20 protein-coding genes and 1 tRNA gene are annotated in these 20498 nt (G+C 68.3%); 11 read left to right on the top strand and 10 right to left on the bottom strand.

The window, feature by feature from the left end; translation table 11 throughout:
- Positions 1-21 precede the first annotated feature (21 nt).
- Entirely contained in the window at positions 22-795 is a 774-nt protein-coding gene (locus RN51_RS14970) for a hypothetical protein (protein ID WP_021200730.1), read from the top strand.
- Positions 796-995: 200 nt separating this feature from the next.
- Entirely contained in the window at positions 996-1499 is a 504-nt protein-coding gene (locus RN51_RS14965; RefSeq protein ID WP_017830431.1) for a DUF3145 domain-containing protein, read from the top strand.
- 138 nt (positions 1500-1637) lie between these two features.
- Here the strand turns inward: RN51_RS14965 and RN51_RS14960 are convergent, their stop codons facing one another.
- Positions 1638-3041, bottom strand: a complete 1404-nt coding sequence (locus RN51_RS14960; RefSeq protein WP_045264841.1) for a PLP-dependent aminotransferase family protein — start codon at positions 3039-3041, stop codon at positions 1638-1640.
- Positions 3042-3136: 95 nt separating this feature from the next.
- Between RN51_RS14960 and RN51_RS14955 the strand changes: the two genes are divergently transcribed.
- A complete protein-coding gene (locus tag RN51_RS14955; RefSeq protein ID WP_045264840.1) occupies positions 3137-3802 on the top strand; it encodes a YczE/YyaS/YitT family protein in 666 nt (221 codons plus the stop codon).
- Between the two features lie 138 nt (positions 3803-3940).
- On the opposite strand, the gene RN51_RS14950 is transcribed toward RN51_RS14955, so the two are convergent.
- From RN51_RS14950 to aceE, 6 genes are all read right to left on the bottom strand, one after another.
- Positions 3941-5179 carry a beta-ketoacyl-[acyl-carrier-protein] synthase family protein gene (locus RN51_RS14950; RefSeq protein ID WP_045264839.1) on the bottom strand — a complete coding sequence of 413 codons (1239 nt, stop codon included), beginning with the start codon at positions 5177-5179 and terminating at the stop codon, positions 3941-3943.
- 97 nt (positions 5180-5276) lie between these two features.
- A complete protein-coding gene (locus RN51_RS14945; RefSeq protein WP_017202249.1) occupies positions 5277-5525 on the bottom strand; it encodes an acyl carrier protein in 249 nt (82 codons plus the stop codon).
- A 68-nt stretch (positions 5526-5593) separates the two neighbouring features.
- The gene (locus RN51_RS14940) at positions 5594-6595 is read right to left on the bottom strand and encodes a beta-ketoacyl-ACP synthase III (RefSeq protein WP_045264838.1); all 1002 of its coding nucleotides are present in this window, start codon (positions 6593-6595) and stop codon (positions 5594-5596) included.
- Complete coding sequence (locus RN51_RS14935) at positions 6592-7512, bottom strand: ACP S-malonyltransferase (RefSeq protein ID WP_045264926.1); 921 nt, start codon at positions 7510-7512, stop codon at positions 6592-6594. Before RN51_RS14935 ends, RN51_RS14940 begins: the two co-directional genes overlap by 4 nt.
- A 91-nt stretch (positions 7513-7603) precedes the next feature.
- Positions 7604-8800, bottom strand: a complete 1197-nt coding sequence (locus RN51_RS14930; RefSeq protein WP_045264837.1) for a PucR family transcriptional regulator — start codon at positions 8798-8800, stop codon at positions 7604-7606.
- A gap of 31 nt (positions 8801-8831) precedes the next feature.
- On the bottom strand, positions 8832-11558 hold the full coding sequence (gene aceE / locus RN51_RS14925; protein WP_045264836.1) for a pyruvate dehydrogenase (acetyl-transferring), homodimeric type: 2727 nt from the start codon (positions 11556-11558) through the stop codon (positions 8832-8834).
- 153 nt (positions 11559-11711) lie between these two features.
- On the opposite strand from aceE, the gene RN51_RS14920 reads away from it, so the two are divergent.
- A tRNA-Val gene (locus RN51_RS14920) sits at positions 11712-11787 on the top strand.
- 30 nt (positions 11788-11817) lie between these two features.
- On the opposite strand, the gene RN51_RS14915 is transcribed toward RN51_RS14920, so the two are convergent.
- The gene (locus tag RN51_RS14915) at positions 11818-12261 is read right to left on the bottom strand and encodes a hypothetical protein (protein ID WP_045264835.1); all 444 of its coding nucleotides are present in this window, start codon (positions 12259-12261) and stop codon (positions 11818-11820) included.
- 93 nt (positions 12262-12354) lie between these two features.
- On the opposite strand from RN51_RS14915, the gene RN51_RS14910 reads away from it, so the two are divergent.
- From RN51_RS14910 to RN51_RS14900, 3 genes are all read left to right on the top strand, one after another.
- Positions 12355-12927, top strand: coding sequence for a dihydrofolate reductase family protein (locus RN51_RS14910; RefSeq protein ID WP_045264834.1), 573 nt, complete (start codon positions 12355-12357; stop codon positions 12925-12927).
- A 119-nt stretch (positions 12928-13046) separates the two neighbouring features.
- Entirely contained in the window at positions 13047-13934 is an 888-nt protein-coding gene (locus tag RN51_RS14905) for a TIGR01777 family oxidoreductase (protein ID WP_045264833.1), read from the top strand.
- A gap of 66 nt (positions 13935-14000) precedes the next feature.
- Positions 14001-14954, top strand: a complete 954-nt coding sequence (locus tag RN51_RS14900) for an L-lactate dehydrogenase (protein WP_045264832.1) — start codon at positions 14001-14003, stop codon at positions 14952-14954.
- Between the two features lie 37 nt (positions 14955-14991).
- On the opposite strand, the gene RN51_RS14895 is transcribed toward RN51_RS14900, so the two are convergent.
- The gene (locus RN51_RS14895) at positions 14992-15744 is read right to left on the bottom strand and encodes an SDR family oxidoreductase (RefSeq protein ID WP_045264831.1); all 753 of its coding nucleotides are present in this window, start codon (positions 15742-15744) and stop codon (positions 14992-14994) included.
- 100 nt (positions 15745-15844) lie between these two features.
- Between RN51_RS14895 and RN51_RS14890 the strand changes: the two genes are divergently transcribed.
- The gene (locus tag RN51_RS14890; protein WP_045264830.1) at positions 15845-16681 is read left to right on the top strand and encodes a helix-turn-helix transcriptional regulator; all 837 of its coding nucleotides are present in this window, start codon (positions 15845-15847) and stop codon (positions 16679-16681) included.
- Between the two features lie 10 nt (positions 16682-16691).
- Here RN51_RS14890 and RN51_RS14885 read toward each other — a convergent pair whose 3' ends face one another.
- On the bottom strand, positions 16692-17540 hold the full coding sequence (locus RN51_RS14885) for an aldo/keto reductase (RefSeq protein ID WP_045264829.1): 849 nt from the start codon (positions 17538-17540) through the stop codon (positions 16692-16694).
- Between the two features lie 41 nt (positions 17541-17581).
- On the opposite strand from RN51_RS14885, the gene RN51_RS14880 reads away from it, so the two are divergent.
- The 3 genes from RN51_RS14880 to RN51_RS14870 are packed head-to-tail and all read left to right on the top strand — an operon-like array spanning position 17582 to position 20498.
- Positions 17582-18004 carry a YchJ family protein gene (locus RN51_RS14880; RefSeq protein WP_045264828.1) on the top strand — a complete coding sequence of 141 codons (423 nt, stop codon included), beginning with the start codon at positions 17582-17584 and terminating at the stop codon, positions 18002-18004.
- 36 nt (positions 18005-18040) lie between these two features.
- Positions 18041-18775, top strand: coding sequence for a zinc ribbon domain-containing protein (locus RN51_RS14875; RefSeq protein ID WP_045264827.1), 735 nt, complete (start codon positions 18041-18043; stop codon positions 18773-18775).
- Positions 18776-18797: 22 nt separating this feature from the next.
- Positions 18798-20498, top strand: coding sequence for a bifunctional 3'-5' exonuclease/DNA polymerase (locus RN51_RS14870; protein ID WP_045264826.1), 1701 nt, complete (start codon positions 18798-18800; stop codon positions 20496-20498).

Genomic DNA, 20498 nt, shown 5'->3' with positions numbered 1-20498 from the left:
TGAAAGGAACATGACTCGATCATGGGTTACATCAAGTCTGCGGCGCTCGAGGAAAAGGGCTTCGTCGTCCTCGACAGCTACAACCAGGAGCTCGACCCCAAGGAATGGCTCGACATCGAGTACAACGACTGGAAGTCGTCGGGCGACACCCGCTTCGCCCCGCTCGCCAGTGCCTTCGGCGACATCGAGTGCAACGGTTTCTGGAACCACAAGCCGCCGCGCACCGACAAGGACGGCGTCTGGATCGACTCCCAGACCGAGAAGGCCCCGAACCTGACGCGTCGCGCTCAGGAGCCGGGTGCGAACGTGGGTCGATGCCGTGTCATCGAGCTGCAGCCGACCCCGTACGGTGACTGCCTCTACAACCTGCACCAGGACGACAACAACCGCCTCAACCCCGATGGCACCGGCTGGGTCGTCCGTGGTTTCTTCAACCTCACGGACGACAAGGACAGCTACTTCGTCCTGCGTGAGAACCGCACCGACCCGAGCATCGAGTACCGCATCGCCCTCCCCGCGGGCGCGCAGCTCATCGTCGACACCCAGCGCCTGTGGCATGCGGCCACCCACAACGGCACCGAGCCGCGCTACTGCCTCATCACGTCGTGGACCTCGGGGCCCGAGCTCGACGCCTACATCGAGAAGTACCACGGCACCGACGACGTGCCCAACTACGAGGTCGACCAGGAGACGCTCGAGTTCGGGTACGCCGAGCAGGCGCGCAAGGACGCTGCTCGTGCGGCCTACTACGCGGCGAAGGGCCAGCAGGTCAAGCAGGCCATGAGCGAGGCGTGACCCTCTCCACGCACTGACGGTCCATCGCGACCGTCGAAACACGACGAAGGCCCCGGTCCGCGCGACCGGGGCCTTCGTCGCGCGAATGACATGCTTGTGATTTCCGGGGATCTCGGCGAGAATGGGCGCACAACCGCATATTCTCGCCACTTCGTGGTTCAGGTCGTTGGGGAAGACGCACCTGATGAAACGGAGAGATCATGGCGACGGCTTACGCACGCGGAGTGGTGTTCATCCACTCTGCGCCTCGCGCGCTCTGCCCGCACCTCGAATGGGCGGTGGGTCGCGCTATCGGGCGTGCGGTGAACTTCGACTGGACCGAGCAGCCTGTTCTCGATGGTGCCCGGCGGGCGGAGTTCTACTGGGACGGTCCCGTCGGCACGGGCGCCGCTCTCGCGACGTCGATCCGCGGCTGGGAGCACCTCCGCTTCGAGGTGACCGAAGACCCCACTCCGCGCAGCGACGGCGGCCGGTGGTTGCACACGCCCGATCTCGGCATCCACTATGCCCAGACCGATGCCGCAGGGAACATCGTGATCGGTGAAGATCGAATCCGCTACGCGATGGAGATCGCCGCCGGGAGCGCCGTCGAGTTGCAGCGCGAACTCGACATCGCCCTCGGCTCGGCCTGGGACGAGGAATTGGAACCCTTCCGTCATGCCAGCGACGACGCCAGAGTCGTCTGGCTGCACAAGGTCGGTTGAGCCGGCCACACAGACCGGGACGGGGGAGGCGTGAGTATCGGATGCCGGTGAGTGATCCCGGACGCTGAGAAGACGTATCCCCGCTCCGCACGACGAAGACCCCGCCTCGGGAACGAGGTGGGGTCTTCGTCGTCCTCCTCAGATCACGGCCGCGTGCTGCAGCGCACCCGACACGGATGGGCCGCCGCCGCGCACCTCGTCCCATGCCGAGGAGAGGCGCCGCATCGCCTCCGCGGTCCGCTCCGGCGTGAGGGTGATCGGGATGCGGAGTCGACGCTCGAGGACGCCGCCGGTCGTGAAGCGCGGGCCGGGCGGGAGGATGAGCTGGTGCTCGCGGGCGGCGAGGGAGAGAGCCGTGGACAGGGGCGCACCGATGTCCACCCAGGCGGACAGTCCTCCGGGAGTCGTCGGCATCCGGAAGCCGGAGATGGCATCGATCCCTGCTTGGACGGCAGAGCGCCCTTCGTGCAGTCGGCCGCGGACGTGAGAACTGAGCGCAGGCATGTCGCTGAGCAGTTCGACGGCGATGCACTGCTCGAGCAACGCCGTGCCGAGCTCGAACGAAGGCCGTACGGCCAGCAGGCGGGCGCTCACGGACCGCTCGGCGCGGATCCAGCCGATGCGCATGCCTCCCCAGGCGATCTTCGACATCGACCCGACGGTGATCACGTTCGGCCCTGCGGCTGCCATCGGAGTCGGAGTCCAGCCGCGGTCGATGTCGAGTTCAGTCGTGGTCTCATCGACGATGAGGTGCGTGCCCACGTTGCGAGCGGTCGTCGCGATGCGCGCCCTCTCGTCATCGGGCAGGGTGGCACCGGTGGGATTGTGGAAGTCGGGGATGAGGTAGGCGACGTGGGGCCGCGCGCCGAGCAGCGTCTCGTTCAGGTGTCGAGTGTCCCAGCCGTCGACGTCCACCGGCGTGGGATAGGGGCGGTAGCCGTGCCGGTGCAGCGCCTCGAGTGCGTGCGGGAACGTGGGCTGTTCGACCAGGGCTCGCTCACCGCGTCGGCCGAGCGCTGTGAGGATCAGGTTCACCGCGTTCAGCGCCCCCGATGTGATGATGATCTCATCCGCCGAGGTGGGGGCTCCTCGGTCACGGAAGCGCTGCGCGACGGCTTCGCGCAGTTCCGGAAGGCCGCGGAGCGAGTACCCGCTCGTGCCGCGGAGCGCCGCGAGGCGGGGAAGGGATCGCACGGTGGCGTCGTAGAGCCCCGGGGTGGAGTCCATGGAGGCGATGGACAGGTCGATGGCATCGTCGTCGGCATCGGCGCCGGGGGCCGCGTGTCCGTGGGGAAGCGTCACGCGTGTGCTTCCGCCATGCAGACGGGAGACGTATCCGTCGGCCTCGAGGACCCCGTACGCCCGAGTGATCGTCGAGCGTGACCGGCGCAGTTCGAGGGCGAGGGCCCGTTCGCTGGGCAGACGCTCACCGACCGTGAGGCGGCCGTCGAGGATCAGCGCCCTGATGCGGTCGGCGAGTGCTGTCGCCGTAGACCCTGCGACGTTCTGCGCGCCGAGCTGTGCCACGAGTCGTGATCCCATGTCTCCAGCATGGCGCAAAGTGGCCTGATGCATGCAGGCCACTTTGTGATGAGTGGATTCGGCGCCGACCACGGAGCACGGGTCAGAGTGGAGGAATGCTCCTCCGTTCCGTGCTCCTCCCCATCACCGCCAGCAGTCGACGGGACCTCGTCGAGCGGCTCGGGCAGCTGCTCGTCGGACTGTTCCTCTACGGTGTCGCACTGGGGTTCATGGTGCGCGGAGGCATCGGCGTCGCGCCCTGGGATGTGCTCGCCCTCGGACTCGCCGGGCAGACCGGACTCGGGTACGGCGTCATGACCGTGCTCGTGTCGATCGTCGTCCTCTTGCTGTGGATCCCGCTGCGCCAACGCGTAGGGCTCGGCACCGTGTTGAACGCCCTGCTCGTCGGACCCAGCGCCGACCTCGCGCTCGCTCTGATCCCGACACCTTCGTCGGTGTGGATCGGTGCTCCGATGTTCGTCTTCGGGCTGCTTCTGCTGGCGTTCGCGACCGGACTCTACATCGCCGCAGACTTCGGCCCCGGACCTCGTGACGGGCTGATGACAGGTCTCGTGCGTCGAACCGGCTGGGCGGTGTGGCTGGTGCGCACGTTGATCGAGGGGAGCGTGCTGCTCGTCGGCTTCCTCCTCGGCGGCCCCGTCGGTGTCGGCACCGTGCTCTTCGCCTTCGGCGTCGGCCCTCTGATCGGCTGGTTCCTCCCGCGCATCACCCGGATGCGCGAGTCCCGCTCGCAGCGACTCGGGAGCCTCCGCTCCGCCTGACGGATCAGTACGCAGATGCATGAGCTGCGCCCGCTGGCATGACCGGGTGCCGGCGGATGCTCATGCATCCGTGTGATCCTCCTGCAGACGCGAAGAGCGGCCCTCGGAATCCCGAGGGCCGGTCTTCATCGAGGCGTATCAGTCGGCGCTGGCGAGCACGAGGACAGCGTTGTGTCCACCGAAGCCGAACGAGTTGCTGATCGCGATCTGCGGGCCGTCGCCGAGCGGCGTGGGTTCGCCCGAGAGGCGGAACGGGACCGCGGGGTCCGGCTCCGTCATGTTGATCGTCGGAGGTGCCACGCGGTCGCGCAGGGCGAGGAGCGAGAAGATCGCCTCGAGCGCGCCGGTGCCGCCGAGCAGATGTCCCGTCGAGGCCTTCGTCGCAGACACCGGGATCTCGTCGATCCGTTCGCCGAAGACCTTCTTGAGCGCGACGTACTCGTTGGGATCGCCCACAGGGGTCGACGTCGCGTGTGCGTTGATGTGCGTGACCTGGTCGGCCGAGACGCCGGCTTCTTCGAGAGCCTGTGTCACGGCTCGTGCCGCACCGTTGCCCTCGGGGTCGTTGCCGGTGATGTGATAGGCGTCGGCCGTGACTCCACCGCCGAGCACGTATCCGTAGATCTTGGCGCCGCGTGCCTTGGCGTGCTCCTCGGTCTCGAGGATGAGTGCGGCTGCGCCCTCGCCCATGACGAATCCGTCGCGGTCGATCGCTCCGGGGCGGGAGGCGTGAGCGGGGTCGTCGTTGCGACGCGACAGCGCCTGCGCCGAGGCGAAGGAGGCCATCGTGATGGGGTGGATCGCCGACTCGGTACCACCGGCGATCACGACGTCTGCGAGGCCCTCCTGCAGGTGGTGGAGAGCGTGGATGATCGACTCGGTGCTGGACGCGCAGGCGCTGACCACGGTCTGCGCGTAGGCGCGTGCATGGAACTGCAGCGACAGGTTTCCCGCAGCGGCGTTCGGCATGAGCATAGGGACCGTGAGCGGCATGACCCGACGGGGTCCCTTCTCGCGCAGGGTGTCCCATGCGTCGAGAAGCGTCCAGAGCCCGCCGATGCCGGTGGCGAAGTCGACGCCGAGCCGTTCGGGAGCGACCTCGGGCGAACCCGCGTCTTCCCAGGCTTCGCGCGCCGCGATCAACGCGAACTGCGACGAGGGGTCGAGGCGCTTGGCCTCGTGGCGGGGGAGGACCTCTTCCGGGCGGACGATCGCCTCGGCGGCGAAGGTGACGGGCAGCTCGTACTGCTGCACCCAGTCGTGTTCGAGCGTGCGGGTGCCGGACATACCGGCCAGCAGGTTCGTCCAGTTCTCCGGGGCCGTGCCGCCGATGGCGGAGGTGGCGCCGATGCCGGTGACGACGATGCGCTTGGTCATGGGGTGTGGTTCCTTGTCGAAACGAAGTCGAACGGGTGGGAGGGCAGGTCGGAGGATGCCACTCCCCGCGAGGCGCGGGGGTGGCATCCTGCCGGGATTACTCCTGGCCCGCGACGATGAAGTTGACGGCGTCGCCGACGGTCTTGAGGTTCTTGACCTCGTCGTCGGGGATGGTGACGCCGAACTTCTCCTCGGCGTTGACGACGATCGTCATCATCGAGATGGAGTCGATGTCGAGGTCATCCGTGAACGACTTCTCGAGGGCGACCTCGGAAGCGTTGATGCCGGTCTCGTCGGTGATGAGCTCTGCGAGGCCAGCGAGGACCTCGTCGTTGGTGAAAGCCATGTGGTCTTCCTCTTTCTTGCGGGTTGTTTTCGGAACCGTGGAACAGTCTAGGGAAAGTCAGCGCATTCTCAGGGAAGGACGACGACCTGTGCGGCGAACACGAGTCCCGCACCGAATCCGATCTGCAGCGCGAGCCCGCCGGAGAGCTCGGGGTGCTCGGTCATCAGGCGGTGGCTGGCCAGGGGGATGGATGCGGCCGAGGTGTTACCCGTCGTCTCGATGTCGCGTGCGATCACCGTGGTCTCCGGCAGCTTCAGCTGCTTCGCGAACTCGTCGATGATCCGCATGTTGGCCTGGTGGGGGATGAAGGCGGCGATGTCGGCCGGCTCCACTCCCGCCTTGTCGAGCGCCTCACGCGCGACCTTCGCCATCTCCCAGACCGCCCAGCGGAAGACCGTCGGACCTTCCTGGCGCAGCGTCGGCCACGGGACCACGCCGTCGCGGAAGTCCGTGAGCGTGCCGTTCATCCCCACGGCGTCGGCCTTCGAGCCGTCGGATCCCCAGACCGCAGGAGCGATACCGGGGGTGTCGCTCGGACCGATCAACGCGGCACCCGCGCCGTCGCCGAGGAGGAACGAGATGCTGCGGTCGGTCGGGTCGACGACGTCGGACAGCTTCTCGGTGCCGATGACCAGCGCGTACCGGGCCGCGCCCGCCTTGATCAGCGCGTCGGCCTGGGCGATCGCGTAGGCGTATCCGGCGCAGGCGGCGTTGATGTCGTACGCGGCAGCGGGATTGGCTCCGACGCGGTCGGCCACGATCGCCGACACCGAGGGGGTCTGCTTGGGGTTGCTGATGGTCGCCACGATCACCAGGTCGACCTGGTCGGCCGGGATGCCCGACTTCTCGATCGCCTCGGCGGCCGCCGTGGTCGCCAGGTCGATCGCGTCCGTGCCCTTGTCGGCGCGGGCACGGGTCACGATTCCGGTGCGCTGGCGGATCCACTCGTCACTCGAGTCGATCGGGCCGATCAGGTCTTCGTTGGGCACGGCGTTCTCACCGCGCGCGGCACCGTAGGAGTAGATGCGCGTGTACGCGGGCCCGGTGTTCTGGGCGAGGGTGACGCTCATGCGGCTTCTCCGTTCAGCAGCGCGACGGCTGCGTCAAGGTCTTCGGGGGTCTTCACGGCAACGGTCGGCACGCCACGGAGGCCGCGCTTGGCGAGGCCGACGAGCGCACCTGCCGGAGCCAGCTCGATCACACCGGTGACACCCGCCTCGGCGAACGACTGCATGCAGAGGTCCCAGCGCACGGGCGACGACACCTGGTCGACGAGGAAGCTCAGTGCCTGCGTGCCTTCGGTGACGACGGAGCCGTCACGGTTGGTCCACAGCGTGATGTCGGGGTCCACAGGCGTGACGTCGGCGACGGCGTCACGGAGGACTGCGACGGCGGAGGTCATGTACTTCGTGTGGAACGCCCCGGCGACCTGCAGCGGGACCACGCGGGTACCCTTGAGCGGCTCCTCCGCAAGCGCGGCGAGAGCCGGGAGCGCACCGGCGACGACGATCTGGCCGCCGCCGTTGTAGTTCGCGGGGGAGAGGTCGAGCTCGGCGAGACGGGCGAGGAGAGTCTCCTCGTCGCCGCCGAGCACGGCGCTCATCCCCGTCTGCTCCTGGGCTGCGGCATCGGCCATCGCCCGCCCGCGGATGCCTACGAGGCGCATCCCGGTGTCGGCATCGATCACGTTGCTGCCGACGAGCGCGGCGATCTCACCGACCGAGTGCCCGGCGATGCCGTCGGCACGGCGTCCGGCTCGCTGCGTCAGGGCGTCACCGGCGATCAGCGACGCGGCGACGATCAGGGGCTGCGCGACGCGCGTGTCCCGGATCGTGTCGGCGTCCGACGCCGTGCCGTGTTCGATCAGGTCGACCCCCGCGGCGTCCGAGTACGCGGCGAGGCGGTCGGCCACTCCGTCGAGCTCGAGCCAGGGGGCGAGGAAACCGGGGGTCTGCGAGCCCTGTCCGGGGCATACGACGACAATCACCCACCCAGTCTGCCAACGATCGGGGCGAAGCGGTGGATGATCCATCACAAGATTCCGAAAAACCCTTGTGTGTGGCGTACAGAAAGCCGACTCAGCGCGGGGGGCGGCGAAGCGGTGCGCGTCGACGGACCTGATCTGCGGCGCCGATCGAGCCGAGGATCAGCGCGGTCTGCAGGATGAGGGCCTCGCGGGGTCCGGTGGCATCCCAGCCGATCACCTCGCTGACGCGCTTCAGGCGGTATCGCACGGTGTTGGGATGCACGAAGAGCTCGCGTGCCGTGGCCTCGAGGGAGCGCCCGTTGTCGAGATAGCTCCACAGCGTGGTGACCAGGTCGGTCGAGTGGGCCTGCAACGGGCGGAAGATACGTTCGATGAGCGTCTGCTTGGCGAGCGGGTCGCCGGCGAGGGCTCGCTCGGGCAGCAGATCGTCGGCTTCGACCGGACGAGGAGCACCTCGCCATGCGCGGGCGACCGCGAAACCCGCGAGAGCGGCACGGGCACTCTGGCTCGCATCGACGAGCGCGGCGACCTCCGGCCCGAGCACGACGTAGCCAGGACCGAACGAGGGCTCGAGGCGCGAGGCGATCTCCCGGAATCCGAGCTCTTCCTCTTCGCCGTCCTGCCCCTCGACGCGAGCGCGTCCCAGGACCAGCACGAGCCGGGAACCCTGGACGCCGATGAGCACGTCGACCGCGAGCTTACGTGCGGTGCGGCGGACCAGGTCGACGTCGAACTGCGCGGGCGTCGTGCCCACGAGCACGGCCACCTCGCCATGGCCGTGCCACCCGAGGGCGGCGATCCGGCTCGGCAGCTCCTCGTCGGCTTCACCGGTGAGGATCGAATCGACGACGAGGGCTTCCAGCCGCGCATCCCAGAGTCCGCGGGCCTCGGCGGCCCTGGCGTACACATCGGCGGCGGCGAAGGCCACATCGCGGGAGTAGAGCAGGATCGCTTCGCGCAGGTCGTCGCCTCGTCCGGCGACACGTTCCTCCGTGACCTCGACGGTCACGCGGATGAGCTGCAGAGTCTGCTGGAGGCTCACGCTGCGCAGCAGCTCACGCGGGGCCGCCGCGAAGATGTCGGCGGCGATCCACGGCGTGGAGGTGGGGTCTTCGTACCACTGGATGAACGAGGTGATGCCCGCCTGGGCCACCAGCCCGACCGCAGAGCGGCGGGCTGGTGGCATGTCGGCGTACCACGGGAGGGTGTCCTCCAGGCGCTTGATCGTCACCGAGGCGATGTCACCGGAGATCCGGCGCAGCCAGGTGAGGGTCGCGGCCTTGTCCATGCCGGAGGGAGAAGAACCTGTCACCGAGGGCTCAGCTTTCGCCGCCCGCGTTGCCGCTGGTTCCGGCGTTCACATCGTGCAGACGGTACTTCTCGATCGCCTGCGCCGCGAGCGAACGGTCGACCTTGCCGTCCTCGGCGAGCGACTGCAGCGTGCGGACCACGATCGACGGTCCGTCGATCTTGAAGAACCGTCGTGCGGCGGCCCGGGTGTCCGAGAAGCCGAAGCCGTCAGCGCCCAGTGTGGCGAAGCGGTTCGGGACCCACGGACGGATCTGGTCCTGCACGGCGTGCATGAAGTCGCTGACGGCGACGACCGGTCCCTCTGCGCCCTGGAGCTTCTGGGTGAGGTACGCAGTGCGCGGCTCAGCCTCGGGGTGGAGGAAGTTGTGCTCGTCGGCGGCGAGGCCGTCGCGGCGCAGCTCGGTCCACGAGGTGACCGACCAGACGTCGGCGATCACACCCCAGTCGTTCTTCAGCAGCTCCTGCGCTTCGAGGGCCCAGGGGAGTCCGACGCCGGACGCGAACAGCTGCGCGCGGTGTCCCTCGCCCTCGCCGACGGAGACGCGGTGGATACCGCGGACGATGCCGTCGACGTCCACATCCTCCGGCTCGGCCGGCATCACGAGAGGCTCGTTGTAGAGCGTGATGTAGTACATCACGTTCGGGTCCTCGTGCTGTCCGCCGTACATGCGCTCGAGACCGGAACGCACGATGTGCGCGATCTCGTAGCCGTAGGCCGGGTCGTACGAGATCGTCGCCGGGTTGGTGGCGGCGAGCAGGTGCGAGTGGCCGTCGGCGTGCTGGAGCCCCTCACCCGTGAGGGTGGTGCGACCGGCCGTGGCGCCCATGATGAATCCGCGGGCCATCTGGTCACCGGCTGCCCACTGGGCGTCGCCCGTGCGCTGGAAGCCGAACATCGAGTAGAAGATGTAGACCGGGATCAGCGGCTCGCCGTGCGTGGCGTAGGACGTGCCCGCCGCGGTGAAGGCGGCGAGGGCGCCCGCCTCGTTGATGCCGACGTGCACGATCTGACCCTGCGGGCTCTCCTTGTAGGCGAGGAGGAGCTCCCGGTCGACCGAGGTGTAATGCTGACCGTTCGGGTTGTAGATCTTCGCCGACGGGAAGTAGGCGTCCATGCCGAACGTGCGTGCCTCGTCGGGGATGATCGGCACGATGCGGTGGCCGAACTCCTTCGAGCGCAGCAGGTCCTTCAGCAGACGGACGAACGCCATGGTGGTGGCGATCTCCTGCGTGCCGGAGCCCTTCTTGGGCAGGGCGTACGCCGCGTCGTCCGGAAGCGAGAGGCCGACGTGGGTCGACCGGCGCTCCGGGAGGAACCCACCGAGCGCGTTGCGACGCTCGAGCATGTACTGGATCGTCTCGTCCTGGGGTCCCGGGTTGTAGTACGGGGGCAGGTACGGGTTCTCCTCGAGCTGCGCATCCGTGATCGGGATGTGCATGGCGTCGCGGAACGTCTTGAGGTTGTCCAGCGTCATCTTCTTCATCTGGTGGGTCGCGTTGCGGCCCTCGAAGTGCGGTCCGAGGCCGTAGCCCTTGACGGTCTTCGCGAGGATGACGGTGGGCTTGCCCTTGTGCTCGGTCGCGGCCTTGAACGCGGCGTAGACCTTGCGGTAGTCGTGGCCACCGCGCTTGAGGTTCCAGATGTCGTCGTCGGAGTAGTCCTTGACGAGAGCAGCGGCACGCTCGTCGCGGCCGAAGAAGTGCTCGCGGATGTACGCACCGGACTCGGCCTTGTACGTCTGGTAATCGCCGTCGGGGGTGACATTCATGAGGTTGAGCAGCGCGCCCTCGGTGTCGCGGGCGAGCAGGTCGTCCCACTCGCGGCCCCAGACCACCTTGATGACGTTCCAGCCCGCTCCGCGGAAGAACGACTCGAGCTCCTGGACGATCTTGCCGTTGCCACGCACCGGGCCGTCGAGGCGCTGCAGGTTGCAGTTCACGACGAAGGTGAGGTTGTCGAGGCCTTCGTTCGCGGCGACCTGCAGCTGTCCGCGGCTCTCGACCTCGTCCATCTCGCCGTCGCCGAGGAACGCCCAGACGTGCGACTGGGACGTGTCCTTGATGCCGCGGTTCTCGAGGTACTTGTTCGACATCGCCTGGTAGATGGCGTTGATCGGGCCGAGACCCATCGACACCGTCGGGAACTGCCAGTACTCCGGCATCAGACGCGGGTGCGGGTACGACGGGATGCCGTTCGGCGCGTGCGACTTCTCCTGACGGAACCCGTCGAGCTGGTCTTCGGTCAGACGTCCTTCGAGGTATGACCGGGCGTAGGTGCCGGGGGAGGCGTGGCCCTGAATGAAGATCTGGTCTGCGCCGCCGGGGTTGTCCGCGCCCTTGAAGAAGTGGTTGAAGCCCACCTCATAGAGCGCCGCCGAGGACGCGTAGGTGGAGATGTGACCGCCGACGCCGATGCCGGGGCGCTGCGCGCGGTGCACCGTGATCGCGGCGTTCCAGCGGATCCACGCGCGGTAACGGCGCTCGACCTCTTCGTCGCCCGGGAACTCCGGCTCGTTCTCCGGAGCGATGGTGTTGATGTAGTCGGTGGTCGGGACCATCGGCACGCCCAGGTGCAGCTCCTTGGAGCGCTTGAGCAGGCTGAGCATGATCTCGCGGCCACGTCCGTGGCCCTTGGCGTCAACCAGCTCATCGAGCGACTGCTGCCATTCGCCCGTCTCTTCCGGGTCGCTGTCCTGGGGACCCTGGGAGTACGGATCCTGGTCGTGCACGGTCACGGGGGAACCTTTCGTCAAGCTGGCAGGTCATGCCAAGGAAACGGGAAGCGACACGGGCAGCCTTGTCAGCTGTGCACAACGCGCGCCGGGTTCAGCCTATCCCTCTTCCACGACACGGGTGCGCACCGTGCGCCCGATAGACTGAGCGCACCAGGGCCTTTAGCTCAGCTGGTAGAGCGCCACGTTTACACCGTGGATGTCGTCGGTTCGATCCCGGCAGGGCCCACCACAAGACGCTCCCCGTGGAGAGCGGCGGGCTCTACCGGGATTTCGCAGCGATCAGCGAGCTCGGGATGTGCCCGGCGGCGAGGACGGCCGCCGCGATCGCGATCCAGGGATTCTGGAGCCATGCGGCGCCGGCGAGGAATGCGCCGACCGGAAACAGCGCCATCGGCACGGGAACGCCGAGGACTGGAGCGAACAGCGACGTGCGTCGTCGACCCGTCACCAGGAATCGTGCCCACAGAGCCCAGTACGCCACGATGAACAGCCCCACCGGGATCGACCACCACCAGAGCACCCGCGCACCCTCCGTGATCACCGGCACCGTCACGCAGAGCGCCTGTCCCGAACGTTCGAGGACTTCGACGCCCCGCGGGACGACGACCTTCTCGATCGCCGGTCGAGCCGGGAACCATACCAACAGCAGGGTGGGCGCGAACACGGCGAGGCTCAGCGCGAGCCCGAGCGCCGAGAAACCCATGTTCGTGACCCTATCGGGAGGAGGGGGGTCCGGTGGCGCGTGGCCTCCGCACGACCTCTGGCGGTCGCCTCGCCGCAGTTCTAGGCTCCCCGCATGGGACTACTGACCTTCAGCCTCAACCTCACTCTCGACGGCTGCGTCGACCATCAGGAGGGGATCGCCGATGACGAGACCCATGCCTACTTCACGCGGTTGCTGGAGGATTCCGGCGCCATGCTCTGGGGCCGCACGACCTACGAGATGATGGAGGACGCCTGGCCCGCGGTCGCTCGCGGCGAGGTGGAGGCGCCGCCGGCGCTGCGGGAGTGGGCGCTCGCACTCGAGGCCAAACCCAAGTACGTGGTGTCGTCCACGCGACACGAGTTCCCGTGGACGAACACCCATCGGCTCACCGGAGACCTGCGAGAGAGCGTGCAGCGGCTCAAGGACGAGACACCGGAGGGCGTCCTCCTCGGCAGCGGTGCCCTCGCAGCCGAACTCGACAGGCTCGATCTGATCGACGAGTATCGGTTCCTCATCCATCCCCGCATCGCAGGTCATGGTCCGACCCTGTTCCAGGAGCGATCGTCCGAGACGCGGTCGTCCGAGACGCGGAAGCTCGAACTGGTCTCGGCGGAACCTCTGCGCAACGGCGTCATCGTGACGCACTACAGGTGCTCTTCATGACCGGACCGGCCCTACCGTGTCTGGGTCGCCGAGGCAAGACCCGCGTGATCGATGTCGCCCGGCGCGTACGCTGTACCGCACGGTAGGACTCGAGGAACGACAGCGGGGAGCTTTCACACATGGCGGGACGCATCGTCATCAGCGGGGCCTCTGGCCTGATCGGTTCCGCTCTGGTCGCATCGCTGCGCACCGACGGGATCGAGGTCACCACCCTGGTCCGCCGTGTGCCGCGATCCGAGGACGAGGTCCAGTGGGAGCCGGGGGAGAGCGCGCTCGACCCTGAGATCCTGGCAGGCGCCGACGCCGTGGTCGCGCTCGGGGGTGCCAGCGTCGGCCGACTTCCCTGGACCCGGGGCTATCGTCGTCAGCTGGTCGACTCACGGCTGCAGGCGACCCGGACGTTGACGACCGCGCTTCGGGCGCTGCGCTCCGATGCGCCGGCCCTCGTATCCGCGTCCGCCGTCGGCTATTACGGCTCCGCGCCCGGTGAGATCCTCACGGAGGACTCCGCCGCGGGGCAGACGTTCCTGGCGGATCTGACGGTGCGGTGGGAGGCCGAAGCCCGACGTGCGGAAGACCACACCAGAGTCGCGCTGCTGCGCACCGCCCCGGTCATCCACCGGCGAGGAGTGCTCAAACCACTCCTCCAGCTGACCCGGTTCGGAGTCTCCGGCCCGCTCGGGCACGGCACGCAGATCTGGCCCTGGATCTCGCTCGAGGACGAGGTCGGCGCGATCCGTCACGTCCTCGACGCCAAGATCTCCGGGCCGGTCAACCTCGCGGGGCCCACTCCCGCATCGGCGAACGATATCGGCCGCGCTCTCGCCCAGCGGATGCACCGGCCGTTCTGGCTCCCCGCTCCCGCGTGGGCCCTCCGACTCGCACTGGGCGATGCCGCCGACTCTCTGCTGCTGCCGGATGCGGATGTGCGTCCGCAGGTGCTGGAGAGGTCGGGCTTCCAGTTCGCGCATCCGACCGCCGCCGAGGCAGTGGCCGCCGCGCTCTGACGTTCGGGAGCATTGTTCCGGCGACAGCCCTCCCGCATCGGCACGTTCCACTGCGAGACTGAGCGCATGGAGATCATCGAGAACTCGAAGCTCACGGTCGTCGGCGCGGGAAGTGTGGGATCGAGTGTCGCCTACGCGGCACTGATCAGGGGATCCGCCCGGCATGTGGCGCTCTACGACATCGCGACCGAAAAGGTCGAGGCCGAGGTGCTCGACCTCGCGCACGGCACGCAGTTCACCGGCTCGAGCGACATCATCGGCGGCAGTGACATCTCCGTGGCGGCGGGTTCGCACGTCGTCGTGATCACAGCCGGCGCGAAGCAGAAGCCGGGACAGACCCGCATCGAGCTCGCCGAGGTCAACGCGGGCATCATCCGCGGCATGATGCCCGATCTGCTGGAGGTCGCCCCGAACGCGATCTACGTCATCGTCACGAACCCCTGCGATGTGCTGACGGTCATCGCGCAGGAGGAGACCGGCCTTCCTCCCGAGCGCATCTTCGCCTCGGGAACCGTGCTCGATACGTCCAGGCTGCGCTGGAAGCTCGGACAGCGCGCCGGAGTCTCGACCGCCAGCGTCCACGCGCACATCATCGGCGAGCACGGCGACACCGAGTTCCCGCTCTGGTCTCGTGCGACCATCGGCACGGTGCCGATCCTCGAGTGGGAGACACCGGGACACCCGCGTTTCACCCTCGACGAGCTGCAGGAGATCGCCGTCGACGTGCGTGATGCCGCGTACAAGGTGATCCTGGGCAAGGGCGCGACCAACTACGCCATCGGGCTGTCGAGTGCACGCATCGTCGAAGCGATCCTGAGCGACGAGCATGCCGTGATGCCGGTGAGTACCGTGCTGCGCGACTTCCACGGCATCGACGGCGTCGCACTCTCGGTGCCGTCGATCGTGAGCGCGACCGGCGCCGTGCCGATCCGGAACACGTCGTTCTCCGACGGCGAGCTGGCGTCGCTGCGTCAGTCCGCCGACGCGCTGACGGCTGCGGCGGCATCCCTGCGTCCGTGAGCGGAGTGCCGGTGCCGAGCCGACACCCCGCAACGGATCACCGGCCGTGCGGGTCGGTGCGGTTCAGCGTGGCGACGACCTGTTCGTAGTCGCCACGGGCTTCGCCGGAGCGGAGGAACTTCACCCGCTCGACCTGGATCTCCGTGGCGTCGGGCTGTGATTCGATCAACGCCATGACCTCGTCGATGAACTCGTCGAGCGGCATGGCGGACTCGTTGTCCTCGTGACCCGGCATCAGCGCCGTGCGCACGGCCGGAGGTTCGAGCTCGAGCACCGACACGCTGCTTCCCGCGAGCTGCAGGCGCAGGGACTCGCTGAGCATATGGATCGCGGCCTTGCTGGCGTTGTAGGTGGGTGTCACCCGGAGTGGGGCGAACGCGAGTCCGGAGGAAACCGTCATGATCGTCGCTTCCTCCTGCGCGCGGAGGTGCTCGATGAGGCGGATGGGTCCGAGGATGTTGGTGACGACCGTCTCCTCCGCAATGGGGAGGAAGCCCGATGGCGTGCTCCAGTCCTCGGCCCGCATGACGCCCGCCATCGTGATGAGCACGTTGAGACCGGGGTGCGCGGCGAGCACAGTGGCGGCCGCGTCGTCGATGCTGCTCGTCTCGGTCGTGTCGATCCGCACGGTGTGGATCTCGGGATGCCCGTCCGCGATCGCCGCGAGACGGTCTTCACGGCGCCCTCCGACGATCACGGTGTTCCCTCGTTCCTGTAGCCGCAACGCCAGGGCGAGACCGATGCCGCTCGTCGCACCGGGGATGAAGATGGTGTTTCCGCTGATGTTCATGTCCCCACACTCGACCTCGCGCGGACGCTGCTCCAGAGAGCGGTCATCCAGGGACGGGCGATCCCTGGAACGCGAGCCGGCAGCGGGGGATACTTCTGGGGTGGACCGCGATGCACTGGCCGAATTCCTCCTCCGTCGACGCGAAGCGCTGAGCCCGGCCGACGTCGGACTTTCGACCGGACCGCGGCGCCGCACAGCGGGCCTGCGCCGAGAAGAGGTGGCGCACCTGGCGACGATGTCGACGGACTACTACACGCGTCTGGAACAGCGAAGGGGTCCCCAGCCGAGTGTGCAGATCCTCACCTCTCTGGCTCGGGCCCTGCGGCTGACCGAAGACGAGCGGGACTACCTCTTCCGCCTCTGCGGACACAGTGCTCCGGACCGTGCCCGCCTCGCGGAGTATGTGCGGCCGGGCATCCTCCGCGTGCTCGACCGGCTGCACGACACCCCCGCGTTCGTCGTCTCGTTGCTCGATGAGGTGCTCGTGCAGAACGACGCATCCCGTCCGCTGATCGGCGACGCGACCTCTCTCACCGGACTCGACCGGAGCGGCATCTACCGCTGGTTCGCCCACCCCGACACCGAACGGCTCCGCTACCCGGAAGCCGATCATCCGCGACAGGCCCGTGCACTCGTGGGCTCGCTGCGCGCCGCATACGGGGTGATGGGCGCTCGGTCCAGGGCGGGCGACATGGTCGCGGAGCTGACAGCGCGCAGCCCGGAGTTCGTGGAGCTGTGGGATGCGCACGAGGTGAGTCGACGCTTCGAGCAGCACAAGGTGATGGTGCATCCCGAGCTGGGGGAGATCGAGGTCGACTGTCAGGCGCTCTTCACCGAGGACGAGTCGCAGGCGCTCATCGTGCTCACGGCAGCGCCGGGAAGCGAGTCGGCGAGCAAGCTGGAGTTCCTGCGGGTTCTGGGCACGCAGAACGTCTGACCAGCGGTCGTCAGGACTCTTCGTGGGTGCGGGGATCTGCGTCGAACAGGCGTCCGTCGGGTCGGCCGAGCGCTGTGATCGCCGCGACCTCCGCGTCGTCCAGCACGATCTCCGCGGCGGCGAGGTTCGTCACCTGGTGGTCGAGTGACGACGCCTTCGGGATGGACACGGTGCCACGGGCCACATGCCATGCCAATACCGTCTGCGCGGTGGTGATGCCCCTGGACGATGCGATCTCGTTGATCACCGGCTCGTCGAAGAGCTCCTTCGCTCGCCCCAACGGGCTCCACGCCTCGGTGAGGATGCCGTGCTCGCGGTGGTATGCCAGCTGCTCGTCCTGCGGGAAGTAGGGGTGCACCTCGATCTGATTGACCACGGGCCTGACGCCGGTCTCGTGCTCGATGCGCTCGAGGTGCTCCGGGAGGAAGTTGGAGACACCGATCTGACGGACGACGCCTCTGGCCTGCGCGTCCACGAGTGCGCTCCAGGCCTGCACATACTCGTCCTGGATGGGGTTCGGCCAGTGGATGAGGTGCAGATCGGTCACGTCGACCCCGAGGCGGGAGCGGCTCTCCTCGATGCTGGTGCGCGCCTTCGCCGAGGGGTGGTGCCGTCCGGGGAGCTTCGTGGTCACGATCACGTCGGTGCGCGCCACGCCGGAAGCGGCCACCCCGCGGCCGACCGATCCCTCGTTCTCATAGTTGAACGCCGTGTCGACGAGCCGGTACCCGGCGCCGATGCCTGCGCTGACGGATTCTGCCCCGGCATCTCCGTTGAGGGCATAGGTGCCCAGGCCGATCGCCGGGAGGGCGAACCCGTTGTGGGCGGTGAACGAGGGGACGACGGGCTGAGTGGTCACGGTGCTCCTTCTGGCCTTTTCGTCGAGCGTACGCTGAGGGCATGACATCGGAGGTGGAGATGGCGTCGGATGACGTCGTGATCGACGAGAGCGATCGCTGCCCCTGCTCGTCCGGCGACGTGTTCGGCCGATGCTGCGGGCCGATCATCGACGGAGCGCCGGCACCGACGGCCGAGCGCCTGATGCGTTCGCGGTACACCGCTTTCTCTCTGCAGGACCAGTCGCACCTCCTGCGCACGTGGCATCCGTCGACCCGACCGGAGACCATCGAGTTCGAGCTGGACCTGCGTTGGCGGCGCCTGCTCGTGATCGATCGCGTGGCCGGGGGACCGTTCGACAGGGAAGGTGTCGTCGAGTTCGAGGCGGTCTGGCGGCAGGGCGCCACGAGAGGGTCGCTCCACGAGCGGAGCCGCTTCCTCCGCGACGGCCGACACTGGTACTACCTCGACGGCGACCTGTACTGATGGGCGGATGCCGCGACAGCGACTAGATTTGAAAGCGTGAACGCCAGCCCCGAGAACCAGCGCACCCTGCTCGACATCGCCGACCTCGACCGGCGCATCGCGCAGGCCGAGCGCGCCAGGACCAAGCCCAGTCAGGCGGCGCGGATCAGCGAACTGGTGGCGATCCGTCAGGACCAGCTCCGCGAGCTCACCGCACTCGCGGGTACCCGGGATGACGTGCGCACCGAGCTGAGGCGCCTGGAATCCGACGTCGCCGTCGTCGAGGCGCGCCGCAACCGTGACGCCGAGCGACTGGCCGCGTCGACGAACCCGAAGGACGCGCAGGCGCTCGAGCACGAACTCGCGAGCCTCGCCCGCCGACAGAGCGACCTGGAAGACGCCGAGCTCGACGTCATGGGCCGTCTCGAAGAAGCCGAAGCCGCCGTCGCCGCACAGCAGGCTCTCCTCGACACGACGACCGCTGAGGGGTCCACGCTCACCGCGCAGGCGAAGGCAGACGTGGCGGCAGCCACCGATCTCGGCGCACAGCTCGCCCGCGATCGTGCGGCTGTCGCGGAAGCGGTGTCGCCGGCACTGCTAGCGGAGTACGACCGTCGGGCGAAGAACAGCGCGGGGGCCGCCCTGCTGACCCGCGGCACCTGCGAGGGATGCCGCATCCTGCTCCCCAGCACGGACCTGAACGACATCAGGCGAGCGGCGGATGACCTCGTGGTGTGCTGCCCCGAATGCGGGTGCATCCTGGTGCGCACCGAGGAGTCAGGACTCGCATGAGTCGCGCCCGCGCGCGTCGGCGATGACGGCGCCGGCGGCAGGTGTCGAAAGACGCATCGCGCTCATCTCCGTGGGCGCGCAGGAGTATGTCGCCGTCGAGCTCGACGGCGACGACGCGGAGCTGAATCGCACTCCTCTGCGCGCCGCTGAGCTTGCCGAATGGGTGCGCTCCGTCGACGACTCGGATGCTCCGCGCTGGATCATGCGCAGCGCCGCCGAGACCTATGCCTTTCTGCTCGACCACGGAGTGCGGCTCACCCGCAGCCACGATCTGGTGCTGTGTCATGCCATCCTGCGCGACACGGCGTCAGTGGAGCACCAGCTGCCGGCCTCGCCGGAGTGGGGAAGGCGCGAGCCGACCGCAGCGGCGCCATCGCTGTTCGACGTGTTCGACGACGTGGGTGGAGACGACGCGATCGCGGCGACGCTCGATCAGTACCGCGCGCAGCGGAGGGTGATCGCTGCGGCACCGGACGGACGCCTCACACTGTTGTGCGCGGCGGAGTCGGCGGGCGGACTCATCGCGGAGGAGATGCGGGTCGCGGGTCTGCCCTGGGATGAGGGCGTGCACGACGCCATCCTGACCGACAGCCTCGGCACCCGTCCCGTCGCCGGTGGAACACCGAGCCGCATGGTCGAGCTGGGCGATCGTGTGCGCGCGCTCCTCGGCGACCCCTCGCTGCACCTCGACAGCCAGCAGAAGCTGCTCAGGGCGCTGCACCGCGTCGGGGTGCAGGTGGAGTCGACGAGCCGATGGGAGCTCGCCCAACACGAGCATCCGGTCGTCGAGCCCCTTCTCGCCTATAAGAAGCTCTCCCGGTTGCTCAGCGCCAACGGATGGGCATGGTTGACGGAGTGGGTGCATGAGGGTCGGTTCCGTCCGGTCTACATCCCGGGCGGTGTCGTCACCGGTCGATGGGCGTCCGCAGGGGGAGGCGCCCTTCAGCTCCCACGCAGTCTGCGCCCCGCGGTCCGAGCCGACCCCGGGTGGACGCTGATCGTGGCGGATGTCGCACAGCTCGAGCCGCGGATGCTCGCCGCGATGGCCTCCGACGAGGCGATGGCCCGCGCGGCGCGGGGCAGCGACCTCTACGCGGGCGTCGTCGCGTCAGGAGCCGTCTCCACTCGGGAGGAGGCGAAGTACGCGGTTCTCGGAGCCATGTACGGCGCCACGACGGGCGACAGCGGCCGACTGGTCCCGCGTCTGCGCAAGGTGTACCCGCGGGCGATGGCGCTCGTGGATGCCGCGGCGCGCACGGGGGAGGACGGCGGCATCGTCTCGACCTGGCTCGGTCGGTCATCGCCGCGACCCTCGACGGAGTGGATGCGACTGCAGGCGGAGGCCACCGATGCGGACGCCGATCCGACGGTCGTCGCACTCGCACGGCGTCGCGCACGCGATTGGGGGCGGTTCACTCGCAACTTCGTGGTGCAGGGGACTGCGGCGGAGTGGTCGCTGATCTGGCTCGCGGAGATCCGGCATCGTCTGCAGCAGATACCTGAGGTGTTCGCCGAGGCTGCGGCCTCCGGACCGTTCGCGCGCTCGGCGCATCTGGCGTTCTTCCTGCACGACGAGGTGATCCTTCACGTTCCGCTCGAGCACGCGGAGGAAGCGGCTGCGGCCGTGCGGGAGGCCGCGGCCACGGCCACGACGAGGCTCTTCGGCTCGTTCCCCATCGACGTGCCCCTCGACCTGCGCATCGCGGAGTCCGCGGAGAAGTAG

It is taken from the genome of Microbacterium oxydans (genome assembly GCF_000956405.1).
Lineage (GTDB): Bacteria > Actinomycetota > Actinomycetes > Actinomycetales > Microbacteriaceae > Microbacterium > Microbacterium oxydans_C.
Note: the sequence above shows the minus strand (reverse complement) of the source record. Positions and strands in the feature narration are given on the sequence as shown.

Excerpts from the sequence above, each read along its gene's own strand:
- RN51_RS14970 (WP_021200730.1), top strand. The coding sequence starts at position 22 with ATGGGTTACATCAAGTCTGCGGCGCTCGAGGAAAAGGGCTTCGTCGTC.
- RN51_RS14965 (WP_017830431.1), top strand. The coding sequence starts at position 996 with ATGGCGACGGCTTACGCACGCGGAGTGGTGTTCATCCACTCTGCGCCT.
- RN51_RS14960 (WP_045264841.1), bottom strand. The coding sequence starts at position 3,041 with ATGGGATCACGACTCGTGGCACAGCTCGGCGCGCAGAACGTCGCAGGG.
- RN51_RS14955 (WP_045264840.1), top strand. The coding sequence starts at position 3,137 with ATGCTCCTCCGTTCCGTGCTCCTCCCCATCACCGCCAGCAGTCGACGG.
- RN51_RS14950 (WP_045264839.1), bottom strand. The coding sequence starts at position 5,179 with ATGACCAAGCGCATCGTCGTCACCGGCATCGGCGCCACCTCCGCCATC.
- RN51_RS14945 (WP_017202249.1), bottom strand. The coding sequence starts at position 5,525 with ATGGCTTTCACCAACGACGAGGTCCTCGCTGGCCTCGCAGAGCTCATC.
- RN51_RS14940 (WP_045264838.1), bottom strand. The coding sequence starts at position 6,595 with ATGAGCGTCACCCTCGCCCAGAACACCGGGCCCGCGTACACGCGCATC.
- RN51_RS14930 (WP_045264837.1), bottom strand. The coding sequence starts at position 8,800 with ATGGACAAGGCCGCGACCCTCACCTGGCTGCGCCGGATCTCCGGTGAC.
- RN51_RS14915 (WP_045264835.1), bottom strand. The coding sequence starts at position 12,261 with ATGGGTTTCTCGGCGCTCGGGCTCGCGCTGAGCCTCGCCGTGTTCGCG.
- RN51_RS14910 (WP_045264834.1), top strand. The coding sequence starts at position 12,355 with ATGGGACTACTGACCTTCAGCCTCAACCTCACTCTCGACGGCTGCGTC.
- RN51_RS14905 (WP_045264833.1), top strand. The coding sequence starts at position 13,047 with ATGGCGGGACGCATCGTCATCAGCGGGGCCTCTGGCCTGATCGGTTCC.
- RN51_RS14900 (WP_045264832.1), top strand. The coding sequence starts at position 14,001 with ATGGAGATCATCGAGAACTCGAAGCTCACGGTCGTCGGCGCGGGAAGT.
- RN51_RS14895 (WP_045264831.1), bottom strand. The coding sequence starts at position 15,744 with ATGAACATCAGCGGAAACACCATCTTCATCCCCGGTGCGACGAGCGGC.
- RN51_RS14880 (WP_045264828.1), top strand. The coding sequence starts at position 17,582 with ATGACATCGGAGGTGGAGATGGCGTCGGATGACGTCGTGATCGACGAG.
- RN51_RS14870 (WP_045264826.1), top strand. The coding sequence starts at position 18,798 with ATGACGGCGCCGGCGGCAGGTGTCGAAAGACGCATCGCGCTCATCTCC.